Annotated in this window: 36 protein-coding genes and 1 tRNA gene; 4 read left to right on the plus strand and 33 right to left on the minus strand. The window is 56.0% G+C overall.

The window, feature by feature from the left end; translation table 11 throughout:
- Positions 1-14: 14 nt before the first annotated feature.
- Entirely contained in the window at positions 15-752 is a 738-nt protein-coding gene (locus SynPROS91_RS01960; RefSeq protein WP_186517975.1) for a C40 family peptidase, read from the minus strand.
- 17 nt (positions 753-769) lie between these two features.
- Between SynPROS91_RS01960 and SynPROS91_RS01965 the strand changes: the two genes are divergently transcribed.
- Complete coding sequence (locus tag SynPROS91_RS01965) at positions 770-1,672, plus strand: serine hydrolase (protein ID WP_186517977.1); 903 nt, start codon at positions 770-772, stop codon at positions 1,670-1,672.
- A gap of 329 nt (positions 1,673-2,001) precedes the next feature.
- Here the strand turns inward: SynPROS91_RS01965 and SynPROS91_RS01970 are convergent.
- Together SynPROS91_RS01970 and alr are read right to left on the minus strand one after the other, a co-directional pair.
- Positions 2,002-2,090: transfer RNA gene (locus SynPROS91_RS01970), tRNA-Ser, on the minus strand.
- A 38-nt stretch (positions 2,091-2,128) separates the two neighbouring features.
- A complete protein-coding gene (gene alr, locus SynPROS91_RS01975) occupies positions 2,129-3,310 on the minus strand; it encodes an alanine racemase (RefSeq protein WP_186517979.1) in 1,182 nt (393 codons plus the stop codon).
- Positions 3,311-3,384: 74 nt separating this feature from the next.
- Between alr and SynPROS91_RS01980 the strand changes: the two genes are divergently transcribed.
- A complete protein-coding gene (locus SynPROS91_RS01980) occupies positions 3,385-3,915 on the plus strand; it encodes an HNH endonuclease (protein WP_186517981.1) in 531 nt (176 codons plus the stop codon).
- 42 nt (positions 3,916-3,957) lie between these two features.
- On the opposite strand, the gene prfA is transcribed toward SynPROS91_RS01980, so the two are convergent.
- The 30 genes from prfA to rplC form a co-directional block, all read right to left on the minus strand.
- Positions 3,958-5,052: a peptide chain release factor 1 gene (gene prfA / locus SynPROS91_RS01985; protein WP_186517983.1), complete on the minus strand. Its 1,095-nt coding sequence runs from the start codon at positions 5,050-5,052 to the stop codon at positions 3,958-3,960.
- Between the two features lie 102 nt (positions 5,053-5,154).
- Positions 5,155-5,421 (minus strand): 50S ribosomal protein L31, encoded by a 267-nt coding sequence (rpmE, locus tag SynPROS91_RS01990; RefSeq protein ID WP_186517984.1) that lies wholly within the window; start codon positions 5,419-5,421, stop codon positions 5,155-5,157.
- 33 nt (positions 5,422-5,454) lie between these two features.
- Positions 5,455-5,862: a 30S ribosomal protein S9 gene (gene rpsI, locus SynPROS91_RS01995; RefSeq protein WP_186517991.1), complete on the minus strand. Its 408-nt coding sequence runs from the start codon at positions 5,860-5,862 to the stop codon at positions 5,455-5,457.
- Positions 5,859-6,311: a 50S ribosomal protein L13 gene (rplM, locus tag SynPROS91_RS02000; protein WP_011618379.1), complete on the minus strand. Its 453-nt coding sequence runs from the start codon at positions 6,309-6,311 to the stop codon at positions 5,859-5,861. The genes rpsI and rplM overlap by 4 nt, the downstream gene beginning before the upstream one ends.
- Positions 6,312-6,479: 168 nt before the next feature.
- A complete protein-coding gene (truA, locus tag SynPROS91_RS02005) occupies positions 6,480-7,370 on the minus strand; it encodes a tRNA pseudouridine(38-40) synthase TruA (protein WP_186517993.1) in 891 nt (296 codons plus the stop codon).
- 35 nt (positions 7,371-7,405) lie between these two features.
- Complete coding sequence (rplQ, locus tag SynPROS91_RS02010; RefSeq protein ID WP_186517995.1) at positions 7,406-7,756, minus strand: 50S ribosomal protein L17; 351 nt, start codon at positions 7,754-7,756, stop codon at positions 7,406-7,408.
- Positions 7,757-7,787: 31 nt separating this feature from the next.
- Complete coding sequence (locus tag SynPROS91_RS02015; RefSeq protein ID WP_186517997.1) at positions 7,788-8,726, minus strand: DNA-directed RNA polymerase subunit alpha; 939 nt, start codon at positions 8,724-8,726, stop codon at positions 7,788-7,790.
- Positions 8,727-8,777: 51 nt separating this feature from the next.
- On the minus strand, positions 8,778-9,170 hold the full coding sequence (gene rpsK, locus SynPROS91_RS02020; protein WP_186518006.1) for a 30S ribosomal protein S11: 393 nt from the start codon (positions 9,168-9,170) through the stop codon (positions 8,778-8,780).
- 66 nt (positions 9,171-9,236) lie between these two features.
- Entirely contained in the window at positions 9,237-9,602 is a 366-nt protein-coding gene (gene rpsM, locus SynPROS91_RS02025; RefSeq protein WP_186518013.1) for a 30S ribosomal protein S13, read from the minus strand.
- A gap of 74 nt (positions 9,603-9,676) precedes the next feature.
- Entirely contained in the window at positions 9,677-9,790 is a 114-nt protein-coding gene (gene rpmJ, locus SynPROS91_RS02030; protein WP_011618382.1) for a 50S ribosomal protein L36, read from the minus strand.
- Between the two features lie 47 nt (positions 9,791-9,837).
- The gene (locus SynPROS91_RS02035; protein ID WP_186519314.1) at positions 9,838-10,389 is read right to left on the minus strand and encodes an adenylate kinase; all 552 of its coding nucleotides are present in this window, start codon (positions 10,387-10,389) and stop codon (positions 9,838-9,840) included.
- 28 nt (positions 10,390-10,417) lie between these two features.
- Positions 10,418-11,737, minus strand: a complete 1,320-nt coding sequence (gene secY, locus SynPROS91_RS02040; RefSeq protein WP_186518015.1) for a preprotein translocase subunit SecY — start codon at positions 11,735-11,737, stop codon at positions 10,418-10,420.
- Positions 11,738-11,846: 109 nt separating this feature from the next.
- Positions 11,847-12,299 (minus strand): 50S ribosomal protein L15, encoded by a 453-nt coding sequence (rplO, locus tag SynPROS91_RS02045; protein ID WP_186518017.1) that lies wholly within the window; start codon positions 12,297-12,299, stop codon positions 11,847-11,849.
- An 8-nt stretch (positions 12,300-12,307) separates the two neighbouring features.
- Positions 12,308-12,961: a 30S ribosomal protein S5 gene (gene rpsE / locus SynPROS91_RS02050; RefSeq protein WP_186518019.1), complete on the minus strand. Its 654-nt coding sequence runs from the start codon at positions 12,959-12,961 to the stop codon at positions 12,308-12,310.
- Positions 12,962-12,974: 13 nt separating this feature from the next.
- Positions 12,975-13,343, minus strand: a complete 369-nt coding sequence (rplR, locus tag SynPROS91_RS02055) for a 50S ribosomal protein L18 (protein ID WP_186518021.1) — start codon at positions 13,341-13,343, stop codon at positions 12,975-12,977.
- Between the two features lie 33 nt (positions 13,344-13,376).
- Positions 13,377-13,916, minus strand: coding sequence for a 50S ribosomal protein L6 (rplF, locus tag SynPROS91_RS02060; RefSeq protein WP_186518022.1), 540 nt, complete (start codon positions 13,914-13,916; stop codon positions 13,377-13,379).
- A gap of 15 nt (positions 13,917-13,931) precedes the next feature.
- Positions 13,932-14,333 carry a 30S ribosomal protein S8 gene (rpsH, locus tag SynPROS91_RS02065; protein ID WP_006854815.1) on the minus strand — a complete coding sequence of 134 codons (402 nt, stop codon included), beginning with the start codon at positions 14,331-14,333 and terminating at the stop codon, positions 13,932-13,934.
- Positions 14,334-14,352: 19 nt separating this feature from the next.
- Entirely contained in the window at positions 14,353-14,892 is a 540-nt protein-coding gene (gene rplE, locus SynPROS91_RS02070) for a 50S ribosomal protein L5 (protein WP_186518024.1), read from the minus strand.
- Positions 14,893-14,941: 49 nt separating this feature from the next.
- Positions 14,942-15,298 carry a 50S ribosomal protein L24 gene (gene rplX, locus SynPROS91_RS02075; RefSeq protein ID WP_041426319.1) on the minus strand — a complete coding sequence of 119 codons (357 nt, stop codon included), beginning with the start codon at positions 15,296-15,298 and terminating at the stop codon, positions 14,942-14,944.
- A 1-nt stretch (position 15,299) separates the two neighbouring features.
- Positions 15,300-15,665 carry a 50S ribosomal protein L14 gene (rplN, locus tag SynPROS91_RS02080; protein WP_186518026.1) on the minus strand — a complete coding sequence of 122 codons (366 nt, stop codon included), beginning with the start codon at positions 15,663-15,665 and terminating at the stop codon, positions 15,300-15,302.
- The gene (rpsQ, locus tag SynPROS91_RS02085; protein WP_186518028.1) at positions 15,662-15,928 is read right to left on the minus strand and encodes a 30S ribosomal protein S17; all 267 of its coding nucleotides are present in this window, start codon (positions 15,926-15,928) and stop codon (positions 15,662-15,664) included. The genes rplN and rpsQ overlap by 4 nt, the downstream gene beginning before the upstream one ends.
- A 19-nt stretch (positions 15,929-15,947) precedes the next feature.
- Positions 15,948-16,157, minus strand: a complete 210-nt coding sequence (rpmC, locus tag SynPROS91_RS02090) for a 50S ribosomal protein L29 (protein ID WP_186518030.1) — start codon at positions 16,155-16,157, stop codon at positions 15,948-15,950.
- A 2-nt stretch (positions 16,158-16,159) separates the two neighbouring features.
- Positions 16,160-16,627, minus strand: coding sequence for a 50S ribosomal protein L16 (rplP, locus tag SynPROS91_RS02095; protein WP_186518032.1), 468 nt, complete (start codon positions 16,625-16,627; stop codon positions 16,160-16,162).
- Positions 16,628-16,643: 16 nt separating this feature from the next.
- On the minus strand, positions 16,644-17,375 hold the full coding sequence (rpsC, locus tag SynPROS91_RS02100) for a 30S ribosomal protein S3 (RefSeq protein ID WP_186518034.1): 732 nt from the start codon (positions 17,373-17,375) through the stop codon (positions 16,644-16,646).
- A gap of 21 nt (positions 17,376-17,396) precedes the next feature.
- Positions 17,397-17,762 carry a 50S ribosomal protein L22 gene (gene rplV / locus SynPROS91_RS02105; protein ID WP_186518042.1) on the minus strand — a complete coding sequence of 122 codons (366 nt, stop codon included), beginning with the start codon at positions 17,760-17,762 and terminating at the stop codon, positions 17,397-17,399.
- A gap of 4 nt (positions 17,763-17,766) precedes the next feature.
- The gene (gene rpsS / locus SynPROS91_RS02110; protein ID WP_186518044.1) at positions 17,767-18,042 is read right to left on the minus strand and encodes a 30S ribosomal protein S19; all 276 of its coding nucleotides are present in this window, start codon (positions 18,040-18,042) and stop codon (positions 17,767-17,769) included.
- 35 nt (positions 18,043-18,077) lie between these two features.
- Positions 18,078-18,941 carry a 50S ribosomal protein L2 gene (gene rplB / locus SynPROS91_RS02115; protein WP_186518046.1) on the minus strand — a complete coding sequence of 288 codons (864 nt, stop codon included), beginning with the start codon at positions 18,939-18,941 and terminating at the stop codon, positions 18,078-18,080.
- Positions 18,942-18,956: 15 nt separating this feature from the next.
- Positions 18,957-19,259: a 50S ribosomal protein L23 gene (locus SynPROS91_RS02120; protein ID WP_186518048.1), complete on the minus strand. Its 303-nt coding sequence runs from the start codon at positions 19,257-19,259 to the stop codon at positions 18,957-18,959.
- Positions 19,252-19,887 (minus strand): 50S ribosomal protein L4, encoded by a 636-nt coding sequence (rplD, locus tag SynPROS91_RS02125; RefSeq protein ID WP_186518049.1) that lies wholly within the window; start codon positions 19,885-19,887, stop codon positions 19,252-19,254. The genes SynPROS91_RS02120 and rplD overlap by 8 nt, the downstream gene beginning before the upstream one ends.
- Positions 19,887-20,543: a 50S ribosomal protein L3 gene (gene rplC, locus SynPROS91_RS02130; protein WP_186518051.1), complete on the minus strand. Its 657-nt coding sequence runs from the start codon at positions 20,541-20,543 to the stop codon at positions 19,887-19,889. The genes rplD and rplC overlap by 1 nt, the downstream gene beginning before the upstream one ends.
- A 389-nt stretch (positions 20,544-20,932) precedes the next feature.
- Between rplC and SynPROS91_RS02135 the strand changes: the two genes are divergently transcribed.
- Entirely contained in the window at positions 20,933-21,394 is a 462-nt protein-coding gene (locus SynPROS91_RS02135) for an NAD(P)H-quinone oxidoreductase subunit N (protein ID WP_186518052.1), read from the plus strand.
- 8 nt (positions 21,395-21,402) lie between these two features.
- Positions 21,403-22,434 (plus strand): LdpA C-terminal domain-containing domain, encoded by a 1,032-nt coding sequence (locus SynPROS91_RS02140; protein ID WP_186518054.1) that lies wholly within the window; start codon positions 21,403-21,405, stop codon positions 22,432-22,434.
- Positions 22,435-22,486 lie beyond the last annotated feature (52 nt).

Consider the following 22,486-nt stretch of genomic DNA (forward strand, 5'->3'; position numbering starts at 1 on the left):
ATCGAGAGATCTCATCAGGGAAGCGTGGAGCCGTCATGGCAGCGCGTCACCCTGCCAGCTCCGCGAAGTTCGGCTCGGTAGTGGCAGGCCACGGGGTTTTGGTCACAGGGATGGATGCTGTCAATGCCAATCCCGTTGCGGCCGTGCTCTTGCCCCGAGCTGTGCATGTAGCGGCCTTGCTTTAGGTGAATGGCCACATGGGTGCAGCGCTGTGCCGTGCCGAAAAACAACAAATCACCAGGGCGCAGCAGTTGATCATTCCCGGGGCGGACCGCTACGGGGCTGCAAAACCGTTCTTGTTGGTAAGCATCTCGAGGTAACCAGATGCTTTGGCTGGCAAAGGCGGTTTGCACGAGGCCTGAACAGTCGAGGTCAGGGCCGATCGTGCCCCCCCATAAGTAGGTATTGGGGATCTGGGCAGCGTCCTTTAGCCAACGAAGCACCAACGGAAGACGCTCTTGGATGCTCGCTGCATCGAGTAGGCGGGGGCTCCATTCGGTGCGCGCCACGGTCTGACTGTTGAGCTCATCGATGGCCATCCAACAGGGATATCCATCCTCAATCAATGCCGTTCTGACGCGACGTGCGCTCGGCGTCGGATTGTCTAGAACTCGAAAGCCTCTGCCAGCACAGGCTTGAGTTGCTAACCCCCTGCCATGACTGCGCGCATACCCTTGAACATCAGCACTCAGGGTCCAACAGCTTCCTTTCTGCAGCTGTTCGGGAGTGAGCGCTGTGCCTAGGGTCTGCATTGACTGATGCCAGGGCTATGGCGTTCTACCGTGCCGAGCCGGCGATGCAGGATTTCCTCGTCGGCTTGATTGATCGTTTCGCTGACCAAGGGCGCCCTGGATTGCACGAGCAGATTGCCGTGAACTGGGTGCGCTACGACCAAGCCAATCTGTCGATGGGGAGCGGATTTGGCGCTGCCTGGGCTGATCAGAAACCGCTCTATCCAGCGAGCGTTGTGAAATTGGTCTATGCCGTCGCTGTGGAGGCTTGGCTGCAAAAGGGCTTCCTTCTGGAAACGGCAGAGTTACGGCGTGCCCTGAACGACATGATCGGTATGTCCAGCAACGATGCCACTGGATTGGTGGTGGACTGTCTTACAGGAACCTCCAGTGGACCAGACCTGCAGGGCGAAGCCTGGGTGAGCTGGCAGCGTCAGCGTCAACTGGTGAATGAGTGGCTGTCGGACTTTGGTTGGGGTGAGTTTGATCGGGTGAACTGCTGCCAGAAAACCTGGGGGGATGGTCCGTACGGGAGGGAGCAAAGGTTTTATGGAGAGAACAACAGCAACCGCAATGCTTTAACAACTGCCTCAGTCTCTCGATTGTTAGAGGCGGTGATGACCGATGGCCTGCTTTCTCCTCCGGCTTGCCATCGCTTGCGCTCAGCGCTCGCGCGCTCATTAGATCAGGTTGAGAGGGACGCTGATCCTGAAAATCAGGTGGATGGTTTCCTGGGGGAAGGTTTACCGGCGAACAGCAGGCTTTGGAGTAAGGCCGGATGGATGAGTCAGGCCAGGCATGATGCTGCTTGGTGGAGTGAGCCTGAGGGCACAACGCAGCTGCTGGTTGTGTTTAGCGTGGGAGCTGAACGTGCCAACGACAATCAGTTGCTGCCAGGGATAGCGAGGGAATTAGCCGCTTTTCGCAAGATCCCTAAGTGATTGATTGCCAAGAGTTTTAATCCTTTCTGGCAGCGAAAGTGTTGGATTCGCTTGAGCCTTTAAGACGCTATTCGAGCATTTTGGATGGCAATCCTTGCGGATTTATTTTAATGTTGCTTCGCTGAAATCCTCTCTATGCAGCTCTTCTTCTTGATCAATCGAACCGTTTTGGCGTTAAGCTTGTTTTTCTTCGTTGTTAGTTTTTGACGGTGATGACTGTTCGTAGGAGCTTGCGATCGTTACGAGTTAAGGCGCTTAATGCCTAATTTTTGACGCTTTAAGGCTTCTGCCCAAAGTGAAGTATCTCAGCAATAGAGACTTGTTTGAAACGGAGAGGGAGGGATTCGAACCCTCGACAGAAGTTGCCTCCTGTAACTCCTTAGCAGGGAGCCGCTTTCAACCACTCAGCCACCTCTCCAGCAGCAAAACCATCGTACCAAGAGGTCTGCCAAGTGCTCAGATCACTAGGCGAGGCAAGCGATGTTTGAAGCTGCAGAGCACTTCCCAGGGGATTGAATCCGCAAGTTCCGCCCAGGATCTAGGGCTGATGGTTTGTTCGCCATCGCGGCCAAGCAAGGTGATGATATCACCGCTTTCCAAGCTCTTGTGTTCCGTGGCATCGAGGATCAGCTGATCCATGGTGATGGCTCCCACTTGAGGAAGCATGTGGCCAGCGTGGAGCGCATGGATACGGCCGGAAAGGCAGCGGCTCACTCCATCGGCATAGCCGATGCTGACAACGGCCAGACGACTGGGTCGCTGGGTGATGAAGCGATGTCCATAGCTGACGCCAACCCCTGCAGGGACATCGCGGATCAGGCTCACTTTGGCCTTAACGCTCATCGCAGGCTCCAGATTGAGAATCCCATCGAGATGTTCGCTGGGGCAATGACCGTATAGAGCTAGCCCCACGCGCACAAGGTCGTGGTGAAGGCGCGTATCCCGCAGGGTTCCTGCTGAGTTTGCGAGATGCCTTTTCAGTGTGGGGCTACGCAATTCACGCGTGATGCTCTCGAAGCGGTCTTCTTGGAGCTTGGTGACCTGGCAAGCGTGTCCGTCTCGCTCTCCGTCCGCTAAAGCCAAATGGCTGTAGATGCCACAGAGGCTGAGTTGATCCAACTGCTGGATTGCATCGGCCAGCCGGTTGCCATCCTTCCAGTCGCATCCCAGGCGGGTCATCCCTGTGTCCACCTTGAGTTGGACGGGGAAACGTCGACCACTGCTATCTGCCAGGTTTTGACAGAGCAAGGCCTCACGCATGCTGCTGAGGGTGGGCATCAGCCGCCATTGCAGGCAGGCTCTGAGGTCATCGGGTTGGGAGAGATGCCCCAACACAAGCACCGGTTGATCGAGCCCTGCATTCCTAAGGTCGATCCCCTCTTGGAGGGTTGCGACACCGAAGCTCGATGCACCACCACGTACAGAGGCTTTGGCCACGGTTTCTGCTCCGTGGCCATAGCCGTCGGCCTTGACGACAGCCATCAGATCACAGGAAGGACCAAGGTGGCGTTTTAGGGCGCGGGCATTGGCTTCGATCGCAGAATCCGACACCTCCAGCCAGGCGCGCTGGCGAGGGTTAGCCTCCCCTGGATTGAGAATTAAGGGGGTGTTTCGGTCGGTGGCGAACTGATCTCGCATGCGAGCAGGGTAGTGAAGATCACAGAGACGTCCCTGTGATTCTCGATAGCATGGCGATTATTGAGGGGGCTTGCATGGGCCAAGTTCTCGTTCTCAACGCCTCCTACGAGCCGCTGAACATCACCACTTGGCGGCGGGCCATGGTGATGTTGATGAAAGGCAAAGCGGAAGGGTTAGAGCATGACCAAAGCAAGTTGATCCGTCAAGGCACGCATCTTCCAACCGTGATCCGCCTTGTTCAGTTCGTAAGGGTGCCCTTTCGCCAGCTTCCCCTAACACGTCGCAACGTGTTTCAGCGGGATAACAATTGCTGTCAGTACTGCGGCTCGCGCACCGAACAGCTCTCCATCGATCACGTCATGCCCCGCAGTCGCGGTGGAGGTGACAGTTGGGACAACATCACCACCGCTTGTTTGAGCTGCAATGTTCGCAAGGGAAGCCGAACGCCTGAGGAGGCGGGGATGCCCTTGAATCGTGTGCCACGGCGTCCTCATAGCAGTCTCAGCTTTGAAGCCGTACGTCAGATCGACTCTGGTCGCTATCTCGAATGGGCCAAGTATGTGATTGGTGCTGAACCCGTCAAAATGCAATCAGTCTCTGCTTAGTCGGGCTCTGTTCAATCAGTCTCTGTTTAATCAGTCTCTGGTTTAATCAGTCTGTTCGCTGAGATCGGCAAGTTTGCCTCGTTGTTCTTCGGCGATACAGGCATCGATAACGTCATCCATTTGACCCTCCAGAACGGGATCAAGGCTGAAGTTGCGGCCGAGGCGGTGATCGGTCATCCGGTTGTCTTTAGCGTTGTAGGTGCGGATTTTTTCGCTGCGATCTCCCGTTCCCACCTGGGCGCGCCTTGCCGATCTTTCGCTGGCATTCGCCTCAGCGAGTTGGCGTTCATAGAGCTTGGCGCGCAGAATCTCAAGGGCGCGTTCGCGGTTTTGCATTTGCGAGCGCTCCTGGGTGCAAAACACCCTGATGCCAGTTGGTTTGTGCATGAGGTCAACTGCCGTCTCAACTTTGTTCACGTTTTGGCCACCAGCACCGCCCGACCTGGCGGTGCTGATGTCGAGGTCGCGGGGGTCGATCTGCACCTCAACGGGATCAGCCTCTGGCATCACGGCAACCGTGGCCGTTGAGGTATGAACGCGCCCTTGGGATTCTGTTGAGGGCACCCGTTGCACCCGATGGACGCCAGCTTCAAATTTCAGTTCGCTGAAAACGGCATCCCCTTTGACCGAAAGAATCAATTCTTTGTAGCCACCTAAATCAGCTTCGCTAGCGCTGACAGGTTTCACATTCCATCCCCGTCGACTGCTGAAGCGCTCATACATTCGCGCTAAGTCTCCAGCCCAAAGACAGGCTTCATCTCCGCCAGCACCAGCCCGGATTTCCAGCATCACGCTGCGCTCGTCTCTGGGATCCTTTGGCAACAAAGCCACGGTGATCCTTTGAACGAGATCGGCATGCTGGCGATCGAGGTCTTGCAGTTCTTGTTGGGCCAACTCTTCCATGGCGGCATCACCACGACTTTCCTTGAGCAGACTTTTGGCTTGAACCTGCTCCGCTTCCACCTTCTGAAGGCTGGTGTAATCAAGCACCAGAGGTTCCAGGCGTGAGCGCTCTCGGGCAATGGTTTCAAGCCGCTGTGGATCAGCTGCCACATCGGGATCTGCGAGCTGTCGCTCCAAATTGTGGAAGCTGCTGCTGGCCGCTTCCAGGCGACTGATCAGAGTTGTTGTGTCCATCCCCTCAGGGAGCAGTAATCAAAAAACCTCCAAGCGCAGACAAAAATCCGCGAGAGGAGGTTGGGCTCCCGGAATCCGGGAGCTTGTGGGCGCTATGAGCAATCAGGACTCTTTGGATGTCTCGTCTTTGGCGGTCTTCGACTCAGACGAGGCGTTGTCAAGACTTCCCATCCCGTATTTACGCATGAAACGATCCACACGTCCTTCGGTGTCGAGGATCTTCTGCGTGCCAGTGAAGAATGGATGATTTCCACTCCACACATCGACATTGATTTCAGGCTGAGTGGAGCCTGTGGTCATCACAACTTCGCCGTTGCAAATGACCTTCGCGTCCGGATACCAGGTGGGGTGAATGTCGGGTTTAGGCATGGCAAACAAAAAAAGTGGGTGATGTGGTGAAAATCAGCGCTTGGAGAACTGAGGCGCTTTACGGGCCTTCTTCAGTCCGTACTTGCGACGTTCTTTCGCACGAGGATCTCGGCTGAGATGGCCTTCTGTTTTGAGTGGCTTGCGGTTATCGACAGAGAGTTCACAGAGTGCTCGAGCAGCCCCTTGCTTGATCGCATCAGCCTGACCTGTTAGGCCACCTCCGCGCACATTGACGAGGACGTCGTACTCAGTGCTGAGCCCCAGGGTCTGAAGAGGTGCTTTCACCGCAGCCAGGTAGGCAGGGTTGTAATTCAGATAGTTGTCGCCAGGACGCCCATTAATGGTGATTTTGCCATTGCCGGGAACCAAGCGAACGCGAGCAACAGAGGTCTTGCGGCGACCTGTGCCCCAATAAACGACGGTGTTGTTAGAGCTACTCATTGTGCGGAAGCGGCAGGGTCGAGCTGGAGGGTCTTGGGTTGCTGGGCGGCATGGGGATGCTCGGTGCCCTTATAAACCTTGAGTTTGCGGAACAACTGACGTCCCAGGGCGTTGTGAGGAAGCATCCCTTTGATGGCTTTCTCAACGATGCGTTCTGGCAGACGCTCCTGGAGGTGCTCGAAGGTTTCAACCTTCATGCCACCTGGACGGCCTGAGTGACGGCGATACAACTTCTGCTGTGGCTTCTTGCCTGAAACTCGGATCTTGTCCGCGTTCACCACAATCACAAAATCGCCAGTATCGAGATGTGGGGTGAAGCTGGCTTTGTTTTTTCCACGAAGCACAGAAGCCACTTCAGTCGCTAAGCGACCGAGGGTTTGATTCTCTGCGTCTACCAGATACCACTGGCGGTCGATCGAATCAATGGAGGGAACGGAGGTCTTGTTCATCGCGCCGGCATGCCGGTTCTCATATACCCCGTCGCGAGCGGCGGAGCTGGGCAGGGAGCATCAGATCACCTTGGGGATCTGATCAAAGCTCAAAGATCGAGTTTACCTTGTCACTGGTCTTGGCTTTTGATTCCTAGACCGGCAAACTGGCTCCCTCAGGCAATGGGCTTATTGGTTTTGCGGCCAAGGCGGTGGATCCGGAGGAGGATCACACGTCGCCAAAGCAAACCGCGGTTGGCAATCGTACCAGCCACCTTCGCTGAATAGATCCTCCGGGTATCCGGCTCTCAGCAGGCAAAGGCCATGGGGTGGGGCGGCTTCTCTCACTTCGTCACGTCGACATTCCCTCCAGCGCTGTTCAAATCTTTTCGGGGTTAGGCGGTGTTCGCCGACAGCGATGAGCTGCCCCATCAAGAGCCGAACCATTCCATATAAAAAGCCGCTGGCTTGAATCTCAACGATCAAGAGATCTCCGTCACGTTCAATGTTGACGTCTTGGATGGTTGTTCTTGAGTGAGATCGGCGACTGCCTGCGCGTTGAAAGGCAGCAAAATCATGCTCTCCTATTAATGCAAAGAGGGCTTGTGCCATCGCTTGCTCATCGAGTCGTCTGTGGTATCGATGCCAACTCCAGGGCGCTAAAAATAAATTGGGACGACGTCCGTTGTAAATCGTGTATCGATATCGCCGATAGCTTGCTGAATAGCAGGCATGCCAGCTCAGGGGACGTTGGATTGCTTCTCTCACGCGGATGCTTGAAGGAAGGCGTCCGTTGAGCGCTGGTGCCCATCGACTGGCTGGTATGGGACCGCTGCAGTCAAAATGAACGACTTGTCCTGAGGCATGGACACCGGCGTCTGTTCTTCCAGCGGCAATTGCCTTAATGGGGCGGTATGGATCGAGTGCCGCAATCGCTTTTTCCAGGACTGCTTGCACGCTCTGACCACGACCCTGGGTCTGACGTTGCCAACCGCAAAAAAAAGATCCCTCGTACTGCAAGCTGATCGCAATTCTTTGAAGAATTGGGCTTTCAGCCTCAGACGAGGGATTTAGCACCACAGGCAACACGGATGAAGCTGTGCTGATTGAATGAATCAGACCAGCTCGATAATGGCCATTTCAGCATTGTCGCCACGACGGGGCACCGTGCGGGTGATGCGGGTGTATCCACCGTTGCGATCCCCATAGCGCGTTGGCGCCTTATCAAAGAGGGCATGGACCAAATGCTTGTCGTAGACGTAGCCCAGCACCCTTCGCCTGGAGGCGAGACTGCCGTTTTTTGCCAACGTGATCATCCGTTCGGCTTCATCACGCAGAGCCTTTGCTCGCGCTTTTGTTGTCGTCACCCTGCCTTCGCGGATGAGCTGTGTTGTGAGTCCGCGAAGCAACGCCTTGCGTTGGTCAGCCGGGCGGCCCAGCAAGGGAACTCGACATTGGTGGCGCATGGTTCTAAGAGAAAACTGAAGGACGTAAGGATCAGACGCTAGTGCGACTTTGGGGAATCGAAATGCCGATGCGCTCGAGAGCTTCGATCACTTCATCAGCTGACTTCGAGCCAAAGTTTTTGATCTCGAGAAGATCTTCGTAACTGAAACCCATCAGGTCAGAGACTGAATTTACCTGTGCGCGCTTAAGACAGTTGTAAGCCCGAACAGAAAGATTAAGCTCTTCCAGTGGAATTTGAGCTTCAGCTGAAGGTTCAGGTTCTAACCCTGGCTCTTCCACCATGGTGACGGTGGCTAGAGGCTGGAACAGCTCAATGAGCTGATTGGCAGCCTGTGCAATCGCGTCATCCGGGGTCATCGACCCATCGGTAACAACTTCCATGCGGAGTCGTTCGCGAGCAGATCCACCCTCGGCAACAGCTGTTTCATCCGTCGTGAAATTCACGCGGTGAACAGGCATAAACACAGCATCGATCTGCAGCAGATCAATGGAACTGGTGTCTTCGTTGTGGCGATCAACGGGGCGATAACCAACGCCTCGCTCAACATGCACTTCCAGTTCGAGGCTGTGCCCCTCGCTGACAGTGGCAATCTGACGCTCACCATCCACCACTTGGACTTGTGACGAGAACTGCAGATCCTTTGCTTTAACCGTTGCAGGGCCGGAGACGATCAGACGGCCGATTTCCAGCTCGTCTGTACGGCTGTCAACAGTGAGCTGCTTGCAGTTGAGAAGGATGTCAAGCACGTCTTCGCGTACACCAGGGATGGTGGCGTATTCGTGGTTAACTCCAGCAATGCGGACAGCAGTGACGGCAGTGCCCTCGAGGTTGCCCATGAGCATCCGTCGGAGGGAGTTCCCGAGAGTCGTTGCTTGACCACGCTCGAGGGGACCGATGAGAAAAACACCGGTTTGCGAGCGATCATCGCTGATCTGATGCTCGATACGGTCGATCTGGTATTGCAACACGGGCTGAAGCGGAGAGAGTGGAAGTGGGCCTGGACTAATTTGCTGAGATCTTCAGACGCGACGCCGCTTAGAGCGGCGGCACCCGTTATGGGGTAGGGGAGTGACGTCGCGGATCAAAGTGATCTCTAAGCCAGCAACTTGGAGGGCTCGAATGGCTGTTTCCCGTCCGGAACCTGGGCCACGAACAAGCACTTCGATTTGGCGCATGCCTTGCTCAAGAGCGCGTCGAGCTGCCGCTTCTGCAGCGGTCTGAGCTGCAAAAGGTGTGCCTTTGCGAGCCCCTTTAAACCCACTGGCTCCAGACGATGACCAGGAGATAACTTCTCCAGTGGTGTCTGTAATCGACACGATCGTGTTATTGAACGTGCTTTGAATGTGGGCAACTCCGTTGGGGACGTTGCGCTTTGCCTTCTTGGGGCCTGATTTCTTTGCTGGCTTGGCCATGGGCTAGAGCCTGAGGGGGGTAGGGCTGTAATGAATGAAGAGAGAGACCGATTGAATCGGGCAGGCTTATTTCTTCTTGCCGGCCACGGTCTTCCTGGCGCCACGGCGGGTGCGGGCGTTGGTGCGGGTGCGTTGACCGCGCACTGGAAGGCTCATCCGATGACGACGGCCACGCAGGCAACCAATGTCTTGCAGGCGCTTGAGGGCCATGCCCTCTTGACGCCGCAGATCTCCCTCGATCGTGAAGGAATCAGTGGCGTTGCGCAATTTCTGCACATCGTTGTCCTCTAGATCCTTGACGCGGATGTCAGGGTTGACTCCGGCTTTGGTGAGGATGGTCTTGGCCCGGGTTGAGCCGATTCCGTAGATGTAAGTAAGTGCGACTTCGATCCGCTTGTCGCGGGGAATGTCAACACCAGCAATCCTTGCCACTGAGCAAATAATCGAGGGGGGACAGTTGCCGCCTTTCGGCGGCGAATGATGCGGTCAGAGTGTGGAGCTAGGGATCATCCCTGGCGCTGCTTGTGCTTAGGGTTTGGGCAAATCACCATCACCCGGCCGTGGCGACGAATCACCCGGCACTTTTCGCACATTTTCTTGACCGAGGCGCGCACCTTCATGGGGTGTGGCTCTCCATAATTCCAAACAGCGAATTTACCACAGCGACCTAGGCAAGAACACCTTCGATGCGTTCACTGATCTCTTCGATGTTGCCATGGGCTTCCACCGATTGGAGCAGGCCACGTTGACGGTAATGCTCAATTAGGGGCTCTGTTTTGTCGGCATAGACCACGAGCCGATTGCGGATCACGGCTTCGTTGTCGTCGTCGCGTCCCCTTGAGAGCAAACGTTCGATGAGGACGGCGTCATCCAACTCAAGAAGCACCACGGCTTCGATGGGTTGGTTGAGCTCTTGGAGTAGCGGATCGAGTGCCTCAGCCTGTGCAACATTGCGGGGGAATCCATCCAAAAGCCATCCCTGGCCATTCAGTGCTCCGAGCTGAGCTTTCACGATGGCCAGCACGAGTGAGTCGCTTACAAGCTCACCGCGATTCATCACGGTCTCGGCTTGTTTGCCAAGTTCGGTTCCAGCAGAGACTTCCCCGCGAAGCAGGTCGCCGGTTGAGAGGTGACGTAACCCATGTCGCTCACACAAAAGTGCCGCTTGGGTTCCTTTACCAGCGCCGGGAGGGCCTAAAAAAAGCAGTCGTTGTTTCATGGGAATTGGGTTGACTGGTGGTAATTCCTTATTGGCGAACAAGTCCTTCATATCGTTGGGAGATCACGTAGGTCTGAACCTGCTTGGCGGTGTCGATGGCGACACCAACCAGGATCAGAAGTGAGGTGGCTCCAAGCCCTTGGAAGGTTGTGACTCCTGTGGCCCTCTCAACGGCTGAGGGAATAATGGCCACAGCCCCAAGGAAAAGTCCGCCAAGAAGGGTCAATCTATTTTTGACACCCTCCAGATAGGTAGCTGTTGCACTTCCGGGTCTCACTCCTGGAATGGCAACTCCGCCTCGTTTGAGGTTGGTGGCCATATCATTTGGGTTGAGGGAAAGCGACGAATAGAAATAGGAAAATCCCAAAATCAGTGAGAAAAACACGATTGCGTAAGGCCATGGATTGGCTGCGCCAGGATTTAAAGCACTCGCTGCTCGAATCAGGATTGGATTATTGGTGACGTTTGCGATCGTGATCGGCAAAAAGATGAGGGCTGACGCGAAAATAATTGGCATCACTCCACCGGCATTGAGCTTGAGGGGGAGATAACTCTGACGACTTGGGAGGAGCGCTGTACCTCCTACCTGTCGCTTGGCGCTGACGATTGGTAGGCGTCTTGCACCTTCCTGAACAAAGATGATTCCAACAATTGTGATCAGGAAGACCAAGACCAGGACAATGATGCCAAGGACATCTCCCCGGTCTCCCGTCTGAGCTTTCTCAATCGTTGAACCCAAGGCCTTCGGCAGGGTGGCCACGATATTCAAAAAGATCACAAGGGATGCTCCCTGTCCGATTCCTCGTTCTGTGATGACTTCACTGAGCCACATCACAATCATTGAGCCAGTGACCAACGCCAGCGCTGTTTGCACAACAAAGACGACGTCGCTTAATCCTTCAACGGCATATTGGCGAAGAATCATCGCAAAAATGACGCTCTGAACCGTTCCCCATCCCAGAGCCACGTAGCGGGTGATTTGGGCAATTTTTCGACGCCCTGCTTCTCCTTCGTTTTTCTGTAAGTCCTCGAGCTGGGGGAGCGAGGCGGTAAGCAATTGAATAATGATCGAGGCGTTAATGAAAGGCAGGATGCCTAGGGCAAAAACGCCAAGGGTGGAGATTCCGCCCCCGGTAAAAATGTCAAGGAAACCAATGAGTGTTCCGCCCTGCTCAATAAATTGCTCAAAAGCAACACGATCGATCCCAGGCATGGGGATGTAGATCCCCAGCCGGACAAGCATGAGCAGACCCAAAGTTGTGAGAACCCGGCCGCGCAGCTCAGGGTTCTGCACCAACTGGGTAATCACTTCAGTGGCGCTGGGGTTACGTCCCCGACTGACAAGCATGGAGAAGGAAGAAAAGAATGGGGCTGATGCAGCAAAGCCGTCCCCGGATCGGAATCCAGTGGGACGGCTCAGACCTTAGATCTGCGCAGAGCAGATCGTATTGGCGAGATCAGTCGAGAACCTCGCAGGTCCCACCGGCAGCTTCGATTTTGGCGCGAGCAGAGGCTGTAAAGGCAGCAGCCTGAATGGTGAGCTTTGCTTTCAATTCACCGTTGCCAAGAATCTTGAGAGGACTCTTAGGGCTAGTCACAATGCCATCCTTGACGAGCGAATCGAGATTGACAGTGCTGCCAGCCTTGATGTCGTTCAGAGCACTCACGTTGATAACAGTGAATGATTTCGGATTGACCAGGGTGAAGTGCTTGAGCTTTGGCACCCGGCGATAAAGCGGCATCTGACCGCCTTCAAATCCAGGACGGGTGGGACGGCCTGAGCGAGATTTTTGTCCGCGCATGCCGAAACCGCAGCTAGCGCCCTGACCAGCTGCGATGCCACGTCCCTTACGCAGTTTGCGCCGACGAGCACCTTTGTTGGGTTTAAGAGATTCGAGTCTGAGAGTCATGGGGGAAATCAGGAGTAGATCTGCTCGAGGGAGATCCCCCGTTCCTTGGCTGTCTCCTTGTGAGTGCGGAGCAGTTGTAGGGCCACCATGGCAGCCCGAGCGTTGTTGAGAGGAGTTTTGCTCCCTAGGCGTTTTGCCAAGACATTTTTAATGCCTGCGAGCTCGAGCACCGTACGGATGGATCCACCGGCAATTACACCAGTACCAGGAGCAGCTGGACGGATGAGAACACTCGCTGCGCCTTCACGACCAGTCGACAGAGTCGGGATCGAGTTATGGCGGGTCAGAGGAACTTTCACCAGGTGCTTTTTGGCATCAGCGACGCCCTTGCGTACGGCACCGATGACATCGCCGGCCTTGCCGACACCAACGCCGACCTGACCGCGCTCATTGCCGACAACAACGATGGAGCGAAAGCTCATCTTTTTGCCGCCTTTGACGGTTTTGGAGACCCTTCGGATCTGCACAACGCGCTCTTGCCATTCGGAATCGCGTTCTTGGCCGCGGCGACGGTCACCGCGGCCGCCGCGACGGTCACCGCGGCCGCCGCCGCCGCCGCGGCGCTGCTCCTGTTGTTGGCCTTGACCTTCAGCTGCTGCTGGAACGTCAGAAGCCGATGGCACGTCGTTGGAGGTGGTCTGGTTGTTGGGTTCGGTCGTCATAGTGAGAGCAGGATCAGAACTGAAGGCCCGCTTCCCGGGCGGCATCGGCAAGAGCTTTCACCCGGCCGTGGTACAGGTTGCCGCCTCGGTCGAAGACAACTTGTTGAATGCCTTTGGCAATGGCACGTTTGGCCACTAAGTCGCCAACGGCAACGGACGCATCACAGCTGCTGCCATCAGCTTTGATGCTGGAGCGCAGGTCTTTATCGAGGGTTGAAGCAGAACACAGAGTGCTCTGAGCTTCGTCGTCGATCAACTGAGCGTAGATGTGACTGTTGGAGCGAAACACGGCCAGTCTGGGACGATCGGCAGTGCCACTGAGATGGCGACGCAGACGCCTGTGGCGTTTCTGGGTCTGCTGTTTGCGGGAAAGGGTCGACATGGTGGGTAAAGCTGAAGGGTGTCTGGCAGTGAATTACTTCTTGCCCGACTTTCCTGCCTTACGCAGGATGCGCTCGCCCGCATATTTAATTCCTTTGCCTTTGTAGGGCTCGGGAGGACGAATGGCGCGGATTTTGGCGGCTTCATTGCCAACCAATTCCTTGTCGGTGCCTGAGACGGTGACGTTGGTGTTGTTCTCCACCGTGAAAGTGATGCCTTCAGGGGGCACCATTTCAACGGGATGGCTGTAGCCAGCGCTTACAACGAGAGTTTTGCCTTTGACCTGGGCTCGTGAGCCCACGCCAACGATCTCCAGCTTTTTGGAGTAACCCTGGCTGACTCCGATCACCATATTGGAGACGAGAGTTCTGCACAGACCGTGGCGTTCACGGGATGTACGTTTTGTGCTGGTTGGCGCAACCACGATGGAGTTATCCACCTGGCTGACACTCACACCGATAGGAAGGGTGCGTTTGAGCTCACCCTTGGGTCCCTTCACCGTGACGGCGAGACCGTCGAGTGTGACATTCACCTTGTCGGGAATGGGGACTGGGTTTTTACCAATACGTGACATGGTTAAGGTTCCGGGTCAATAGACGTAGCAGAGCACTTCGCCGCCCACGCCTTGCTTGCGGGCGTCGCGGTCGCTCATCACTCCCTTGGAGGTGGAGATGATGGCTACCCCTAGTCCTCCGAGGACCTTGGGCAGGCCGCGCGTGTTTTTGTAAATGCGGAGGCCAGGCTTACTGACCCGTTGCATGGAGCGAATGGTGGGTTGGCGGTGTTTGCCGCTGTACTTGAGCTCCAGCACCAATTCGGTGCGGACGCCTTCGCCTTGCTCGCTGATTTCAGCGATAAATCCCTCTTGTTGCAGCACTTTGGCAATGCTGCGGGACATGCGAGAAGCTGGAACTTTTGTGGACTCGTGACGTTTTTCACTCGCATTGCGGATGCGAGTGAGCATGTCGGAAATTGGGTCGTGATTAGCCATAGTGGTTTCCGAGGGGGGCTCAGTTGCTGCGGAATGGCATTCCCATCTCGCGGAGGAGGGCCCTGCCCTCTTCATCCGTGCGGGCAGACGTCACAATTGTGATGTCCATGCCTCTGATGGCGTCGATCTTGTCGAAGGAGATCTCAGGGAAGATGATTTGCTCTCTGACTCCCACGGTGTAATTCCCACGGCCATCAAAACTTTTCGGGCTGACGCCTCGAAAATCCCGAATGCGGGGCAGCGCCAAGTTGATGAAGCGTTCTAGAAACGCATACATGCGATCACCCCGGAGGGTGACAGCACATCCAATCGGCATTCCCTGGCGGATTTTGAAAGCTGCAATGGCTTTCTTGGCTCTGGTGATGACAACTTTTTGGCCTGTGATTTGGGCCAATTCGTTCACCGAAGCCTCGAGAGACTTTGCATTGGTGGCTGCTTCGCCGAGTCCGCGGTTAACGGTGACTTTCATCACCTTGGGAACTTCATGAATGTTGGAGAGACTCAAGTCTTTCAGCAATTTTGGCTGAATGGTCTCCCGATAGCGCTGTTTTAGTGACATGGATGGGGGAAAGGACTTCTGGGCTTGGTCAGAAGAGCGATTGAGATGATCAGTCGATCACTTCGCCTGTTTTCTTAAGGCGGCGCTTTTTGCTGCCGTCTTTTTCGGTAATCAGTTCAATGCGACTGGCAACCTTTTTGGCTGTGGAATAAAACATCACGTTGGAAGCATGGAGTGATGCTTCTTCAGTGACAATTCGTCCAGTCTCACCTTCTTGTGTGGGCTTGACGTGACGGGTTCTCATATTGAGCCCCTCCACGATCACCCGGTTTTCGTTTGGCAAAGTGCGCAGGACTTCTCCTGTTTTGCCTTTGTCTTTTCCGGCAATCACCTGAACGGTGTCGCCTTTACGAAGGCGCATCTTGATGCGCTCAGCTGGGGCTGCTTTGGATGTTGCGGTAGCCATTTCAGATCACCTCCGGAGCGAGGGACACGATTTTGGTGAAACTGCGTTCCCGCAATTCACGGGCAACGGGTCCAAAGACGCGAGTGCCTCTGGGATTTTTGTCGTCGTTGATGATCACGGCTGCGTTGTCATCAAAACGAATGGAGTTACCCGTATCGCGACGCATGGTGGCTTTGGTCCGAACCACGACGGCCTTGACGATGTCTGACTTTTTGACACCCATGTTGGGCATCGCATCCTTGACAGTGGCCACAATCACGTCACCAACGTGTGCATAGCGGCGATTGGTGCCGAGAACACGAATGCATTGGATCCGTTTGGCGCCACTGTTGTCAGCAACGGTGAGGAATGTTTCCTGCTGAATCATTGGGACACCTCCTCAGCTTTTGGGCTTTTACTGAGGATTTCAGCAATCGCCCAGCGCTTGTGGCGGCTCAGTGGACGCGTCTCGGTAATCCGGACACGGTCACCAACGCGACAAGCGTTGTCTTCGTCGTGGGCTTTGTAGCGGGTGGTCCGGCTGACCGTCTTTTGATAGATGGGATGGGGGAAGCGGTTCTCCACCGCCACAACCACCGTTTTGTCCATCTTGTCGCTGACGACGGTGCCGACCCTTTCTTTGAGTGCCATAAGAGGTTCTCCTTAAGGATCAGGAAGCAGTGGAGCGCTTGCGCTCCGATTGCACCGTCAGCAACTGAGCCAGTTTGAGACGGCTCTCCTTGAAGCGGTGCGTGTTGCCCAGCTGGCGAGTGGCCTGCTGGAATCGGAGTTCGAACAATTCGCGGCGGAGGCCGTCGATTTGTTCGGTGACATCTGCGTCAGACAATTGGCGCAGATCTGTTGCTGTAGGACGTGCCATGGTCAGGACTCCACGGTTGAAGAGGCAGCAGCCTTAGTGCCGGCTGGCTGTTCCTGTTCATCGAGAGAGATGAACTTTGTTTTTACAGGAAGCTTGTATTGCGCCAGGCGCATGGCTTCCTTCGCAATTTCAGGGGTGATTTCCTCACCGCCCATCTCGAACAGAATCCTGCCTGGCTTGATCACAGCAACCCAGAATTCTGGGTTGCCCTTACCAGAACCCATACGGGTTTCAGCGGCACGCATGGTGACAGGCTTATCAGGAAAGATTCGAATCCAGATTTTTCCGCCACGTTTGACGTAGCGGGTCATGGCACGTCGGCTGGCTTCGATTTGACGCGAAGTGATCCAGCCGCATTCTTGGGCTTGCAGCGCAAACTCACCGAAGGCAATGGTGTTGCCTCTGGTGGCGACACCGCGCATACGGCCTCGCTGTTGTTTGCGGAATTTGACTCTTTTGGGACTCAGCATGATTTAGGCCTCCGGTTCAACCCTCGTTTGAGCGGTCTTCGAACTGTTGGGGCCTACGACCGCCCCGACGGCGGGGATTGGCTCCCACCGGGATCTGCTGCTGGGAGTCGTCGCTCAAAACTTCTCCCTTAAAGACCCAAACCTTGATGCCCAGAACGCCATAGGTCGTGCTGGCCACTTTGGTTGCGTAATCAATTTCGGCGCGAAGGGTGTGCAAGGGCACACGTCCTTCACGAGTCCATTCAGTACGAGCGATTTCGGCACCATTCAGGCGGCCGCTGACTTGGATTTTTAGGCCAAGTACGCCGGCTCGTTGAGCCCGCTGAACAGCCATGCGGATGGTGCGGCGGAATGCCACGCGTTTCTCGAGTTGCTGAGCGATGTACTCAGCGAGAAGGAATGCGTCGGCATCCACCCGCTCCACTTCAACCACGTTGATCCGAACCTGACGGCTCGAATCTCCAACGGTCTTTTGAATGCCGCTGCGAAGATCTTCGATTCCGCTGCCTTGACGGCCAACCAGCACGCCTGGGCGCGCTGTTTTGAGCTCAACCTCAAGTTGATCAGCTTTGCGAGCGATCAGCACATCGCTGATGCCGGCTGAGCCGTACTTCTTGTGGATGAACTTGCGAATCCGATCGTCCTCTTGAAGGAGGGCGGGATAGTTTTTGCTGGATGCGTACCAGCGTGACCGGTGCTCCTGGGTGATCCCCAGGCGGAAGCCGGTTGGATGGATTTTGTTTCCCATTCAGACGGTGTGCTCGGGGGGTCAGGAGTCGGTCTGAGCTGCCACAGCAATGCTGATGTGGCAGGTCTGTTTTTTGATCGCGAAGGCGCGACCTTGAGCGCGGGGCCGATACCGCTTCATGGATGGACCCATGTCAGCAGTGGCCTGGGAAATGACCAAGGTTGCTGGGTCAAGTCCAAGGTTGTGTTCAGCATTGGCTACAGCGGAGCGAAGCACTTTCGTGATCGGACCGGTGGAGCGGTAAGGCATGAACTCGAGCATGATCAGCGCGTCGCGGTAGGTGCGGCCACGGATTTGATCGAGTACACGACGCACCTTGGAGACGGAGCCGCGGATGAAGCGGCCGTGCGCTTGGGCAGTGGTTGCCGTTGGGGATGACGTTGTCATGGTCTCAGCGGCCTCCTTTCTTGTCTTTGATGTGGCCCTTAAAGGTGCGCGTGGGTGCGAATTCACCCAATTTGTGCCCCACCATTTGCTCAGTCACGAAGACTGGCACGTGGGTTCTGCCGTTGTGAACGGCAATGGTATGGCCGATCATCATCGGCAAAATCGTGGAGGCCCTAGACCACGTCTTGATGACTGACTTGTCGTCAGCGGCGTTTTGCTTTTCAACCTTGCTAAGAAGGCTGTCAGCAATAAATGGGCCTTTTTTGAGAGAACGTCCCATGGCGGATTAAGCGAACTGCAAAGCGGTGAGTGACATCAGGAATTGCGTCCGCCACGGCTCCGCTTGGACGTCTTGCGACGTTTCCGGAGGACGAACTTGTTGCTGGGCTTGTTCCGCTTGCGGGTTTTTAGGCCAAGAGCGGGTTTGCCCCATGGAGTGACAGGTCCCGAGCGCCCGATAGGAGCACGGCCTTCACCACCACCATGAGGGTGATCGCAAGGGTTCATTACGCTGCCTCGGACCTGGGGACGACGTCCCAGCCAACGGCGGCGACCAGCTTTACCCAAGCTGGTATTGCGAATTTCGGCGTTGCCAACTTCGCCAAGAGTGGCGAAGCACTCACATCTCACGAGGCGCACCTCTGTGGAGGGGAGTTTGAGGGCGACGTAATCGCCCTCTTTGGCCATGACTTGAGCGCTCGCGCCTGCGGTCCGAACCATCTGACCACCGCGTCCGGCATAAAGCTCGACGCAATGAACACTGGAACCAAGCGGCACTGCTGAGAGCGGCATGGCATTGCCGATCTCGATTGGTACCTCAGGGCCTGACTCCACCGTTTGGCCGATGCTGATCCCAGCCGGAGCCAGGATGTAGCGCTTCTCGCCATCGGCGTAGAAGAGAAGGGCCAACCGCGCATTGCGGTGGGGGTCGTAGTGAATCGCGGCCACTTTGGCGGTAACACCATGCTTGTTGCGACGGAAGTCGACCAAGCGATACAGGCGCTTGTGACCACCACCGCGATGACGGCAGGTGATCACACCACGATTGTTGCGTCCTTTGCGGCGGTGTTTGGACACCACCAAGGAGCGTTCCGGCTTGCGGCCGGTGACTTCACTGAAGTCTGTGACCACCCGGGTTCTGGTACCGGGGGTATAGGGGCGGAAAGTACGAATTGCCATAACGATTCAGCCCCCTCAGGACTCAGGGAAGAGTTGGATGGAGTTGCCCTCGGCCAGGCGCACCACTGCTTTCTTCACTTGAGCGCGCTTACCGGCAAAACGACCGATACGACGACTCCTGCGAGGAGGATTCATGGTGCTAATGCCCGTGACCTTGACATCGAAGAGCTGTTCGACTGCAGCCTTGATGTCGGGCTTGGCGGCTCGAGGGTCCACCTCAAAGGTGTACTGGTTTTGTTCCAGAGCACGGGTTGCCTTTTCAGTGATCAGCGGGCGGCGGATCACATCGGCTAGACGTCCGGTGAAGCGCTCAGTCATCGCCGTAGACCTCCTGAATCTTTGCGAGAGCGTCTTCGCCCACAACCAGCTTGTTGGCGTGGAGCAGATCGAAGACGTTGAGTTGGTCGGCTGCGATCAGCTTCACCGTTTCCAAGTTCCGAATGGAGCGTTGCACCGCTTCGGAAGGGTTGATGAGGATGATCAAAACCTTGCTCGTGGCGGAGACGTCGAGTCTCCCCAGAGCATCGATGATCTCTTTGGTCTTAGGAGCCGTCAGCGTGGTTGCGAAATCTTTCACCACCACGAGATCCTCAATACGCGCCATGAGGGCGGTACGAAGGGCTGAACGACGTTCCTTACGGTTCATCGCAAGGTTGTAGGACCGGGGCTTGGGTCCAAAAATGATCCCGCCACCTGGACGGAGTGGAGTGCGAACAGAACCCTGGCGTGCGCGGCCCGTACCTTTTTGTTTGTAGGGCTTGCGTCCACCACCTCTCACCTCTGATCGGGTGAGAGTGCTTGCGGTGCCTTGACGGCTGTGAGCCTGCTGACGCAGCACTGCGCGATGCATCAGGTCAAGGGCGCTGGTCTCTTTGGCAACCTTTAAATCAAGGCTTGCCTTGCCAGCTTCTTTGCCTTGCCAATCGCGAACGATGCAGTTAGCCATCACTTACCTCCTTTAGCGGGCTTGGCGCCCACCCGGTTTGCGGGACGGATGTTCAGTAATGAACCTGGTTTCCCAGGAACAGAACCTTTCACCACGAGAAGGTTGCGATCACTGTCAATTTTCAGGATCGTCAAACCACGGGTGGTGATTTTTTTGCCGCCGTAGCGACCGGACATCCGTTTGCCTGGATAGATCCTGCCTGGCGTTGTGCCGGCACCGATCGAACCGGGTTGGCGATGATTTTTGGAGCCGTGCGACATTGGCCCACGACTGAAACCATGGCGCTTTTGCAGACCAGCAAAGCCACGACCCATGGTGTCGCCACTGACGTCTACTTTTTGACCAGCCGCAAAGTCACCGACGGTGACCGCGCCACCTAACTGAATCCCGTCGAGATCGTCGACGCGGTATTCAGTTAAGTGGCGAACGAGGTCCTCGCCAGATTTGGCGAGATGCCCTTTCGCTGGTTTGTTGATCAGCTTTTCGCGAATCTCGCCAAAGCCGATCTGTACGGCTTGATAGCCGTCAGTTTCTGAACTTTTGAGCTGGGTGATCCGGCAAGGGCCTGCCTCGATCAATGTGACCGGGACGGATTTGCCTTGCTCGTCGAAGAATTGGGACATGCCCAATTTTTTCCCAAGAATGCCTATAGACATGGAGGTAAGAACGCCAGCGTGAACAACCGCTTATTCACTAAGGAATGAAGAGGCCTGAGAGGGCGCTGATCGTATTGACGCAGTCATGACCGTCATCGATTCGCCAGTGACGAAAAAGAAGCCGGATTGGAGCTAGCGAGCGAATCAGCTGGCTGAGACTTTCCGTGCAATGGTTTGCTCGGTGAGTTTCTCGGCAGTAACACCAATGAATTGGTGAGACCGCGCTGGCCTGGGGATCCGGCGCAAACGCCGAACCTGCTCTGTGATCTGGAGGCCCGGCTAGCGGACGGGCACAGTTCAACAGTGCAAACAAAGACACTACAGCATTGCGATCAAGTCATTAATTGGCGACGCTCAACTGCCAGAATCTCGTTATTCGAGCCAATTTCATGCCGCTGCTGCTGTCTGGTCGTGGTTTCCGCCGTGAGCTGGAGTCGGCAGGTTGCATGGCAGTCTTCGCGCCCCTAGAGGGTGGTGCCGAAACTCGCTTGTTGCGGCGATTGCGAGGAGCTGGCTATCGCACTCAGCTTTCGTCTGCCCGCGGTTTGGGCGACCCCGAGGTGTTTTTGTTTCAAAAACATGGAATCCGTCCGCCCCATCTCGGTCATCAAAGCGTTGGCCGTGGTGCCGCTGTGGGCGAGGTCCAAGAGGTGATGCCGCTGCTTGGTGAGGCGATGCTTGGGTCGAAGCCTGTTGCGCTATGGCTTCTTGAAGGCCAGGTGCTATCTCGCTCCGAATTGTCGGCCCTGTGTGATCTTTGCCGCCGAGAACCTCGTTTGAAAGTGGTTGTGGAAATGGGTGGCGCTCGAAGTCTTCGCTGGCAACCCATGAAGGAGCTTCTGAACAACTGAACCTCACCGTGAAAACTGCTCTTCAGAGAGCGGATGCCGGCGAGCTAGCTCTGGCAAATGGTTCATGGGTCAAGTTGATTTGTGGCGCCAGCAACCAAGACTTGGCCACGATCGGGGATCTGTGTGCGCTCTTCTCTGTAGCAGGAGTTCATTGCGTGGATGTGGCGGCTGACGCTGCCGTTGTGCGTGCTGCCCGCGATGGATTGGATTGGGCCTGGGAGCGCACGGGGCGGCGCCCTTGGTTGATGGTGAGTGTGAGCGACGGAAATGATGCCCATTTCCGCAAGGCGGTTTTCGATCCAGGTCTTTGTCCCCCCGACTGTTCACGGCCTTGCGAACGGGTGTGTCCAACCGATGCCATCCGTGCAGCAGTTGGGGTGGATGAACGGCTTTGCTACGGGTGCGGTCGCTGTTGGCCGGCATGCCCGCCTCAATTGATCCAGTCCTTGGATCGGCGAGTGGGCCTGAATGATTTGGCCCCCCTTCTTCATGACCTGCGTCCAGACGCATTGGAAATCCATACGGCCCCAGGGCGCATGGATGCTTTCCAGGCAACCCTTGAACAGGTTCGTCTCGCTGATGTTCCCCTGAAGCGGCTGTCCGTGAGTTGTGGTCTTGAAGGCCATGACGTCACAGTGGAGTCGCTTTCCAAAGAACTGTGGCAGCGTTATCAGGCCTTGCGTGCACACCAGCAACGCCCGCTTTGGCAGCTTGATGGCCGTCCGATGAGCGGAGATCTTGGGGTTGGAACTGCCCGTTCGGCAGTTGGTCTTTGGGAGCAGATTCAGCCCTTGGCTCCGCCTGGTCCATTGCAGTTGGCTGGTGGGACCAACACAGCAACGCTTGGTTTGCTTCCACGCAAAGGCGGGTCGATTGGACCTGCTGGTGTTGCTTTTGGTGGGGTGGCCAGGGCGCTCGTTCAGCCCTTTTTTCAAGCGGCGCAAGACCAAGGACGTCGCTTGCGCGATTGGCCGGATGGCTGGGCTCGGTCTGTTCAAGTTGCTCGCACATTGATTGCTCCCTGGTTGCGGCGTAGCTGATCGGACACCGACCCTGTGTTCCTCTTGCTATGAATGTTTTCGGTCCGACTGC

It is taken from the genome of Synechococcus sp. PROS-9-1, from assembly GCF_014279775.1.
Classification (GTDB): domain Bacteria; phylum Cyanobacteriota; class Cyanobacteriia; order PCC-6307; family Cyanobiaceae; genus Synechococcus_C.